Below are 4,997 nucleotides of genomic sequence, written 5' to 3'. Positions count from 1 at the left end.
CTCGGCCGCCCGCACCCCGGGGTCTCCCCCACCCACGGCGTCCCCCCCGCCCGATTCCGGCCCCCGCGCCCGGGGGCCGGCCCCCGCGGGGCGCCGCGCCGCGGCGGGGGGGGGCCCCCGGGACCCCGCGAAGCGCCTCCTGCCTAGCACCTCCTACCAAGCGCGCCCTGCGTAGCGCCGGCTACGAAGCGCGCCCTGCGAAGCGCCCGCTACGAAGCGCCCGCGCGAAGAACGAAGGGAACACACCATGGATCTGGGCCTCGCCGGCCGAACCGTACTGGTCACGGGCGGCAGTTCGGGCGTCGGCCTCGCGACGGTACGCGCCCTGCTGGAGGAGGGCGCCAACGTCGCCACCTGTGGCCGCGACGCGGCACGCCTCGCCGCGGCCACCGCGGGACTGCCCAAGGACCGCCTCCTGACCGGCGCCTGCGACATCCGGGACGCCGACGGGGTCCGCCGGCTCGTCGCGCGGACCGTGGACACCTTCGGGGGCCTGGACGGACTCGTCAACAACGCCGGGCAGTCCCGTATGAAGAGCCTGTCCGACACCACCGCGCGGGACTGGCACGACGAGCTGGAGCTGAAGTTCGCGGGGGTGCTGCACCCCGTCACCGCCGCCCGCCCCCACCTCGCCGCCTCCGACGCGGCGAGCGTCGTCAATGTCAACGCCGTACTCGCCAAGCAGCCGGAGCGCCGGCTCATCACCACCAGCGCGGCGCGCGCCGGCCTCCTCAACCTCGCCAAGTCCCTCGCGGACGAACTCGCGGGCGAGAACGTGCGCGTGAACTCGGTCTGCCTCGGTCTCATCGACACCGGCCAGTGGACCCGGCGGCACGCGGCCGAGGGGACGAAGGAGCCGTACGAGGCGTGGCAGGCGCGCCTCGCCGCCGACCGCGGCATCGCGCTCGGCCGCCTCGGACGTCCCGAGGAGGCCGCCCACGCGATCCTCCTGCTGCTCTCACCACGCGCCTCCTACATCACCGGCACCAGCATCGACGTCTGCGGCGGAGTCGGCCGCGGCATTCTGTGAGGGGAACGACCGTGCGCCACTCCAACGGAGGCGACCTGCTCGTCGCCGTCCTGCGCGACCTGGGCGTCGACACCGTCTTCGGCATCGTCAGCGTCCACAACCTGCCGCTGGTCGAGGCGGTCGACCGCGACCTGCGCTTCGTACCCGTGCGGCACGAGGCGAGCGCCGTCAACGCCGCCGACGGCTACGGCCGGGCGAAGGGCGGCATCGGCTGCGCCCTCACGTCCACCGGCACGGGCGCGGGCAACGCGGCGGGCTCGCTCGTCGAGGCGCTCGCCGCGGGGAGCTCCGTCCTGCACGTCACCGGCCAGATAGAGAGCCGGTACCTGGGCGGCGGGCGCGGCTTCATCCACGAGACCAAGGACCAACTCGGCATGCTGCGGGCCGTGTCGGCCCACGCGGCGACCGTGACCTCGGCCTCCGGCGCGGGCCGGGTCCTGCGCCGCGCGGCGCGGGCCGCGCTCGCCGTGCCCGGCGGGCCCGCGAGCGTGGAGTGGCCCATCGACCTCCAGTACGCGCCCCAGGAGGACGCGGACGGCGCCCTGCCGGACCCGGCGCCGCGCCCGGCCCCGGCCTCCGGGCCGCTCGACGGCGCCCGCGCACTGCTGGCGACCGCGCGCCGCCCGGTCATCTGGGCGGGCGGCGGCGCCCGCGGGGCCGGGGGAGCGCTGAAGGACCTTCTGGAGGCGACCGGCGCCGCACTGCTGACCTCCAACTCCGGCCGGGCGGCCGTGCCCGAGGACCACCCCCAGGTCATAGGGAACTTCGCCGCCACCCCCACCGGGCGCGCGCTCCTCGCTGAGGCGGACGTCCTGCTCAGCGTCGGCACCCACTTCCGCTCCAACGAGACGGCGGACTACGCCCTCCGGCTTCCCGGCGCCCACATCCAGATCGACGCCGACGCGGCGGCGCTCGGCCGGGTGTATCCCGTACGGCACGCCCTGCACGCGGACGCGGCCGAGGCCCTGGCGGCGCTCCTGCCGGCCGCGGTGCCCGCGCGGGCCGGCTGGCGGCGCCGGGTCGCCGAGGCCAGGACCGCGGCCAGGGACACCCTGCACGAGGACCTCGGACCGCAGGCCGCGCTCTGCGACGCGCTCCGCGCCGCCCTGCCCCGGGCGGCCGTCGTCGCCCGCGACGTCACCATCGCGTCATCCAGCTGGGGCAACCGCCTGCTGGAGCTCTACGATCCCGCGGACAATGTCTTCCCCCGCGGCGGCGGCATCGGCCAGGGGCTCGGCATGGGCATCGGCGCCGCGCTCGCCCGCCCGGGCGAACCGGCCGTCGTCCTCGCGGGAGACGGCGGGCTCGCCGTCCACCTGGGGGAGCTCCTCACCCTCGCCCAGGAACGCCCCCGGCTCACCCTCGTGGTCTTCAACGACGCCGGCTACGGGGTGCTGCGCAACCTCCAGGACGCCCACGGAGGCCGGCGCTCGGGCGTCGACCTGCACACCCCGGACTTCGCGCTGCTCGCCGCCGCGTGCGGCCTGCCGTACGCGCGCATCGCGGACGCGGCGGACGCGGCCCCGGTCCTCGGCCGCGCGGGCGCCGCGGCCGGGCCGACGCTGGTCGAGGTCGACCTCGCCGCGCTCGGGCCGATGAAGAACCCGTTCACCCCGCCCGTCACCACGCCCGCGTGAGGAGGCACCATGCCGGCTGAGGAACCCCGCCACGAGCTGCTCGTCCACCGCATGACCCGGGAGGCCGAAGGGGTGCTCTCCGTCGAGCTGAGCGATCCCGGCGGCAAGCCCCTGCCGCCCTGGGAACCGGGCGCCCACCTCGACATCCGCCTGGGAGAACACCTGCGGCAGTACTCGCTGTGCGGCGACCCCGCCGACGCGTTCGCCTACCGCGTCGCGATCCTCGACGAGCCCTCGTCCCGCGGCGGTTCGCGGTACGCGCACACCGTGCTGCGCCCCGGCGACACCGTCACCGTCACGGGGCCGCGCAACCACTTCGCCCTGGAGGAGGCGCCCGCCTACGTCTTCGTGGCCGGCGGGATCGGCATCACCCCGATCCTGGCGATGGCCCGTGCGGCGTCGCGCCGCGGCGTGCCGTACACCCTGGTCCACGGAGGCCGTACCCGCACGTCGATGGCCTTCGGCGCGGAACTCGCCGAACTCGCCCGACTCGCCGAAGACGGCGGCCTCTCGGGGCACCGCGGCGGCAGCGTGGTCCGCCACCCGCAGGACGAGAAGGGGCACATCGACCTCGACGCGGCCCTGAGCGACCTGCCGCCCGGCGCGCTGGTGTACTGCTGCGGACCCGAGCCCCTCCTCGCCGCCGTCGAGGCGCTCTGCCCTCCGGGCCGCCTGCGGGTGGAGCGCTTCTCCGCCCCGGCCGCCGGGAAGCCGCGGGGCGGTTCGGGCGACACCGCGTTCGAGGTCGAGTGCCGCGCCTCGGGCGTCACCGTCGGCGTCGACGCCTCGACCAGCGTCCTCGACGCGGTCAGGGCCGCCGGGATCGCCGTCGCCAGCTCCTGCGAGGAGGGCATCTGCGGCACCTGCGAGACACGTGTCCTCGCGGGCGTCCCCGACCACCGCGACCTGCTGCTGAGCGACGGCGAACACGCGGCGGGCGCGACGATGATGATCTGCGTCTCGCGCTGCGCGTCCGACCGCCTCGTCCTGGACCTGTGACCCACGGACGAAGCACGACCGCCATCACGCCCCGCTCCCGGGAAGGCGGAGCCACGCGTGAAGAAGATGAGGGACAAAGGGATATGAACCACACCGACACCTGGCCCCGCCTGGACCCGCACCAGAGCAGGACCGCGCCGCCCGGCCCGTACGAGGTGAAGCTCGCGCGCACGCTGGAGGAGATCTTCACCCAGGACGGGCACGAACTCACCGACGTGGTCGCGGGCCTGAACGCCCGCCAGCTCCACACGCCCGACGGACGGCCCTGGACCGAGGAGTCCTTCCGCGCCGAGATGCACCGACTGGGAGCCTGACATGACCTTTCACGACAACAGCGCCGACCACATCTACGCCACAGGTCCGCGCAACCAGTGGCACCCCGTCCTGCCTTCGCGCTTCGTCGCCCCCGGCGCGATGCGGAAGGTCACCGCGCTCGGCGAGCAGTGGCTGCTGATGCGCCGTGCCGACGGCGCCCTCGCGATGCTCGCCGACCGGTGCCCCCACCGGGGCGCCCCGCTCTCGCTGGGCAAACACCTCGGCGACCGGGTGGCCTGCTGGTATCACGGTGTGGAGGTGGACGGCGAGGGCACCGTGACCGCCGTGCCCGGCCTGCCCGGCTGCAACCTGGAGGGCAAACGCCTGGTCACTTCGCTGCCGGTGCGCGAGGTCGGCGGCGCGATCCTCGCCTACTTCGGGGACGAGGCCCACCCCGAACCCGTCCCGCTCACCCTGCCCGAGCCGCTCGACGACGAGGGCACCTCGGCGATCCTGTGCTACGCCGAGTGGAACGTCCCCTGGCGCTACGCCGTCGAGAACCTGCTCGACCCCATGCACGGCGCCTTCCTGCACCGCGAGTCCCACACCATGTACGACGGCGGCACCACGGCGAAGTTCCGCATTCGGGAGACCGGGCGCGGCTACTTCTTCGAGAAGACCGACCAGCGCGGGGTGAACTTCGACTGGGTCGAGCTGTGCCGCACCGGCGTGGACTGGGTCGACCTGTCCATCCCCTACCCGCCCTCGGCGGGCCCCGGCGGCCCGTTCGGGATCGTGGGCATGACCTGCCCGGTCGACGCGGGACGCACCGGCGTCTTCTTCTGGCGCTACCGGCGGGTCGCCGGCTGGCAGCGCGACACGTGGCACTTCCTGTACCGGACGCTGATCGAGGAACGGCACTGGGAGGTGCTGGAGCAGGACCGCGTGCTGCTGGAGGCGCTGCCCGCGGACGCGGACCAGCGGGAGAACCTCTACCAGCACGACCTCGGCGTGGTGCGGCTGCTGCCGAAATTGGAGCAGTCGATCCTGGAGTCGGCGGTCGAGCCGACCGAGGA

Annotated in this window: 5 protein-coding genes; all 5 read left to right on the top strand. The window is 74.7% G+C overall.

Annotated features, from left to right (window positions below; all coding sequences use genetic code 11):
• Positions 1-247 precede the first annotated feature (247 nt).
• The gene (locus LCE31_RS07110) at positions 248-1,030 is read left to right on the top strand and encodes an SDR family oxidoreductase (RefSeq protein WP_225013140.1); all 783 of its coding nucleotides are present in this window, start codon (positions 248-250) and stop codon (positions 1,028-1,030) included.
• Between the two features lie 11 nt (positions 1,031-1,041).
• Positions 1,042-2,667, top strand: coding sequence for a thiamine pyrophosphate-binding protein (locus tag LCE31_RS07105; protein ID WP_225013139.1), 1,626 nt, complete (start codon positions 1,042-1,044; stop codon positions 2,665-2,667).
• A 9-nt stretch (positions 2,668-2,676) separates the two neighbouring features.
• The gene (locus tag LCE31_RS07100; protein ID WP_225013138.1) at positions 2,677-3,666 is read left to right on the top strand and encodes a PDR/VanB family oxidoreductase; all 990 of its coding nucleotides are present in this window, start codon (positions 2,677-2,679) and stop codon (positions 3,664-3,666) included.
• A gap of 83 nt (positions 3,667-3,749) precedes the next feature.
• A complete protein-coding gene (locus LCE31_RS07095; protein WP_225013137.1) occupies positions 3,750-3,980 on the top strand; it encodes a recombinase-like helix-turn-helix domain-containing protein in 231 nt (76 codons plus the stop codon).
• Between the two features lies 1 nt (position 3,981).
• Positions 3,982-4,997 (top strand): aromatic ring-hydroxylating oxygenase subunit alpha (locus LCE31_RS07090; RefSeq protein ID WP_225013136.1); only part of this gene is annotated, 1,016 nt, incomplete at its 3' end.

Source organism: Streptomyces sp. 8L (genome assembly GCF_020176795.1).
Lineage (GTDB): Bacteria > Actinomycetota > Actinomycetes > Streptomycetales > Streptomycetaceae > Streptomyces.
The sequence above is the reverse complement of the archived record's forward strand: the minus strand, read 5'-3'. Positions and strand labels throughout refer to the sequence as shown.